This window comes from Kordia sp. (genome assembly GCF_022447245.1).
Classification (GTDB): Bacteria; Bacteroidota; Bacteroidia; order Flavobacteriales; family Flavobacteriaceae; genus Kordia.
In genome coordinates, this window is sequence record NZ_JAKVBC010000073.1 from 1 (window position 1) to 4,979 (window position 4,979).

The 4,979-nt window shown below is 34.8% G+C and carries 3 protein-coding genes; 2 read left to right on the forward strand and 1 reads right to left on the reverse strand.

All coding sequences use genetic code 11. The annotated features are described in order from the left end of the window. The first annotated feature begins 353 nt into the window (after positions 1 to 353). Together pruA and MK119_RS24045 are read left to right on the forward strand one after the other, a co-directional pair. A complete protein-coding gene (gene pruA / locus MK119_RS24040) occupies positions 354 to 1,979 on the forward strand; it encodes an L-glutamate gamma-semialdehyde dehydrogenase (protein WP_290684248.1) in 1,626 nt (541 codons plus the stop codon). Between the two features lie 172 nt (positions 1,980 to 2,151). Further along, positions 2,152 to 4,560 (forward strand): T9SS type A sorting domain-containing protein, encoded by a 2,409-nt coding sequence (locus MK119_RS24045; RefSeq protein ID WP_290684250.1) that lies wholly within the window; start codon positions 2,152 to 2,154, stop codon positions 4,558 to 4,560. Between the two features lie 67 nt (positions 4,561 to 4,627). Here MK119_RS24045 and MK119_RS24050 read toward each other — a convergent pair whose 3' ends face one another. Beyond that, positions 4,628 to 4,777 carry a hypothetical protein gene (locus tag MK119_RS24050; protein ID WP_290684252.1) on the reverse strand — a complete coding sequence of 50 codons (150 nt, stop codon included), beginning with the start codon at positions 4,775 to 4,777 and terminating at the stop codon, positions 4,628 to 4,630. Positions 4,778 to 4,979: the final 202 nt, after the last annotated feature.

Consider the following 4,979-nt stretch of genomic DNA (forward strand, 5'->3'; position numbering starts at 1 on the left):
ACAACATCTTTAGGAAATACCAATTTAGTATCAGAAACATCATAAACCTCAGGTTTTTTTGTTTCTCTAACGGGTGATTCATCTCGATTGGAAGTGAGTACAAACTCATCACTTCCTTTATAAAAAAAACTAACTGTACACATAGTAGTCTTGGTCTGCCTTTTGGCTGACAACTTACAAAATTTTCATCAGATTGCCACATAAACTATTAATAGTATAATTTCACAGAAGATATCTCACAAATATTTACAAAACTGTAAATAAGAACAAAATCGTTTCCATCGTCAAGGTGCTTTTTTTTTGTATCTTTGCAGCTTAAAATTCTAATCAAAACATTATTAAATATAACACCTATGGGAAAAGGATTTTTTCAAGTTCCGACAGCCATCAATGAGCCAGTAAAGTCTTATGCTCCTGGAACTCCTGAAAGAGCTGCCGTTACTGCTCAATATGAAGCATATTTTAACGGAAATATAGATGTGCCAATGTATATTGGAAGTGACGAAGTAAAAACAGGAAACACAAATACAATGTCGCCTCCACACGATCATAAACATGTGGTTGGAACATACCATTTAGCCGAAAAGAAGCATGTAACACAAGCTATTGAAAGTGCTTTAGAAGCTAGAGAAAAGTGGGCACAATTGACATGGGAACAACGTGCAGCAATCTTCTTAAAAGCTGCTGAATTAATCGCTGGACCTTATAGAGCAAAAATTAACGCTGCTACCATGATTGCACAATCGAAAACTGTGCACCAAGCAGAAATTGATGCTGCTTGCGAGTTGATTGACTTTTTACGTTTCAACGTAGAATTTATGTCTCAAATTTATGAAGAGCAACCTGATTCTGCTGAAGGAATTTGGAATCGTGTTGAATACAGACCATTAGAAGGTTTTATTTATGCGATTACACCTTTTAACTTTACAGCTATTGCTGCCAACTTGCCTGCTAGTGCCGCCATGATGGGGAACACTGTTGTTTGGAAACCAAGTGATAGTCAAATCTTCTCTGCAAAAGTAATTATAGACATTTTCAAAGAAGCTGGTGTGCCAGATGGTGTCATTAATGTTGTATATGGTGATCCAGTAATGATTACGGACACTATTTTAGAAAGTCCAGATTTCGCAGGAGTTCACTTTACAGGTTCTACCTATGTATTTAAAGAACTTTGGAAGAAAATTGGAAATAACATTCACACCTACAAAACATACCCAAAAATCGTGGGTGAAACTGGAGGAAAAGACTTTATCATTGCGCATCCTAGTGCAAATGCTAAACAAGTTGCTACAGGAATTTCGCGTGGAGCTTTTGAATTCCAAGGTCAAAAATGTAGTGCCGCTTCAAGAGTATATTTACCAAAGTCAATTGCAGATGATGTATTGAATTATGTTAAAGAAGATATCGCATCTTTTAAAATGGGTTCTCCAGGAGATTTAAGTAATTTCATTACTGCGGTAATTCACGAAGGTTCATTTGACAAATTAGCAAAATATATTGATCAAGCGAAAACAGATGCTAATGCAGAAGTTTTTGCTGGTGGAAATTATGACAAATCAAAAGGATACTTTATCGAGCCAACTGTTATTGTAACTACAGATCCAAAGTACACAACTATGGAAACTGAATTATTCGGCCCAGTTGTGACTGTATACGTTTATGAAGATGCAGATTGGTCTGAAACATTAAAATTAGTTGATGGTACTTCAGAATACGCTTTAACAGGAGCTGTATTTTCTGGTGATCGTTACGCAATTGATGAAGCTACAAAAGCATTGGAAAACTGTGCTGGAAACTTTTACATCAATGACAAACCAACTGGAGCTGTAGTAGGACAACAACCATTTGGAGGAGCAAGAGCTTCAGGAACAAATGACAAAGCGGGTTCTGCACAAAACTTATTACGTTGGGTTTCTCCAAGATTGATTAAAGAAACATTTGTTTCTCCAACAGATTATAGATATCCATTTTTAGGATAAGCTATCATACATAATAATAAGAAAGCTGAAGTTAAACTTCAGCTTTTTTTATGCTCAAATTCAACTAAAATTTTACATATTTTAAATATTTAGAGGTTAAAAATTCATATTTCGCAATAAATATGTTAATTTTCTATGATTTTTTAACCCCCTTAATCAAAAACTTATGAAGTTGAAATTACTTTTATTTCTATTTCCGCTCAGTCTTATAGCGCAAATACAAGGTAATTATGTTGAATTAAATTCCATTCCTAAACAAACCGAAACACTGGTTACTGTAACTGCGCCATTTTCAGTTTTAAAGAATCATGCAGATCATCATGGAATGTACAGTTTATTGCAAGCTGCCAAAGAATTATCGCATGCTGGAAAAACAACACCTTTTGCTTTTATAGAAAACAATATGCGTATTACTTCCTACAATCACACTATAAAAATTGGAGGCGTCTATGCTGAATACGAAATCGTGAATCCTGAAGCTATCACAAACAATGATGTCATTCTAGAAGATAACACCTATAAAGTTCGTCAAAATGCTTCAGAACCTATCTTTATTCAAAAAGAGGAATTCATTGTAGCTCCGCTTAGCATTCACAAACACGGAATGCAAACTACGTTTTACATTGACCATAATTTATTCAATGCTGATGCCATTACAAATACGGCAATGTTTTTTGTTGATTTTGATAATGGTAATGGTTTTCAACAAGTAGACTTTGATACGCTAATTTCTATCAATTATAATAGCTCTGGCAAGAAACAATTAAAATTCAAAATACACTTAACTTCAGGCGAACAGAAAACCACGAGCGCACAACTTATTGTTCATGGAAGTGCACAAGCAGAAAGTGAGCAAAACTCACAATCTATTACTGCTTCCATAAGTCCTGACTTGTCAATTTATACGGGTGCTACAAGTTTTGCAGGTATGGGCGAATATCAAATTTTCTTAGGGGCCGACAATGTACTAGACAAACCTATCATAGTTATTGACGGCTTTGACCCAAGCGACACAAGAGACATTAATGCGGTGTATGATTTGCTAACTTATACAGATGGTAACGGAATGACACAAAATTTAGCAGATCGTATTCGTAATGAGGAAGATTTTGATGTTGTGATTTTAAATTTACCTCAATACTTACGATTAACCAATAACAATTTAATACTGGTCAGTGACGTCACCGATACCAATGGAGACATGATTGTTGATGAAAATGACTATCCTGCAGGAAGTACTCTAGTTGATGGTGGCGCAGATTATATTGAGCGCAATGCCATGATTTTAGTACAGCTTATTACTGACATCAATAATCAAAAAGCTGGAAACGAGCAAAATGTAATTATTGGTCCTAGTATGGGCGGATTAATTTCTCGATATGCTTTAAACTATATGGAAAGTCAACCCACACTAGATCATGATACTCGCTTGTGGATTTCTTTTGATTCCCCACATTTAGGTGCGAATGTACCGATTGGTTTTCAGCATTTATTCAACTATCTAGCTTACGGATTGGATACTTGGGTTGGAGATTTTAGCGTTGAATCTTTAAGACCTATTGTAGATGGAATGTTAAAATCACCAGCAGCCAGACAGATGCTAACAGATCATATGGAAGCACATTTGCAAAGTGGCGAAATTGCAGAGTTTGACAATTCCATTGTATTACCTACTGCACACCCTTTTAAAGACTTATTTTTTAACAGAATTAACGGTTTTACAACTTCTGGATTCCCTGAAAATTTACGCAAAATATCTATCATTAATGGAAGCGGAACTGGCATACCTTACCTGGATAAAACTGGTGGAAACATATTACCAGGAAGACAAGTGTTGGATATCACTATAAATGGCGTAGCACTATTAACTGATGCACATTTAAAAGTTTGGTACACACATCCTGCAAATGTAACTGATGAAGTCAGCAATATATGGATTGACGCTCCTTTTATATGTTTTTGTGACATTAATGCAAATGCAGAATCGCGTTCACATAGTTATTCTAGTGGAATTGATGCCGCCATGGGTGGATTGTTTGACTTAGGCGCTCTATCGGGAAGTTTTGCTGGCGGCGATCCCACAATCGATGCTTTCTTTGCAGGTTTACAAACTGACTATTTCAACTTTATACCTACCATAAGCAGTATGGCTCTTAAAAACCAAAACAATTGGTATGCAATTCCAAACCCAAACAATGGTGTTGCTGTCAATGAATCTCCTTTTGATGCTTGGTATATGCCTACCACAAATGAAGGTCATGTAATTTTAACAGACCCTAATGTGCAATTTGCTTGGAATGAAATTGTAGCACCTACACTAAGCGTTCCATCTTACACAGAAAACACTACAATACAACTGACTGAAAATCCAATTAAAAATACCTTAAAGCTTCGCACAGAAAAACCTATTAATGATTTAGCAATTACCATATATGATATTGCAGGAAGAAAAGTCTTTAATATAAAACATACATCCATAGAATCCACATTAGAAACATCAATTTCACTTCAAAGCGGCTTGTATTTATTACATTTACAATACGATACAAGAAAAGAAATCAAAAAAATCATTGTAGAATAACAAGCAAAAAAGCCAGCATTATACTGGCTTTTCCGTTCTTTAAATATAGTTATTATTGTAATTTACTTTAGCATCCAAAAACTGAACAACATACCCAGTATCCTTCATCATCTTGATGCCATAAATCACTAAGCGCTCCTCCTTTTAATTCATGTACTTTTAAATTCGAAACTACTTTTTTGTTTAAGCTGATTCTTTCTAATGACTTTTTTTTCATAATCAAGTAACGTTTTATGGTTAATAAGTATAAATGTAGTTAATCACACATTTTCCCTATTACGGTTTTACCATAATTAACTAATTGTCAATCTGATAAAAATACGTATCGTATGAGTAATGTTATGACACGCCCTAAAAAACCGTTACAGTTTTATTAGGATTAAAAATAGTTAAAACACAGATAAGACAGCTGTCTTATC

Bases quoted from the DNA above. Each gene is read 5' to 3' on its own strand.
- pruA (WP_290684248.1), top strand. From the start codon at position 354: ATGGGAAAAGGATTTTTTCAAGTTCCGACAGCCATCAATGAGCCAGTA.
- MK119_RS24050 (WP_290684252.1), bottom strand. From the start codon at position 4,777: ATGAAAAAAAAGTCATTAGAAAGAATCAGCTTAAACAAAAAAGTAGTT.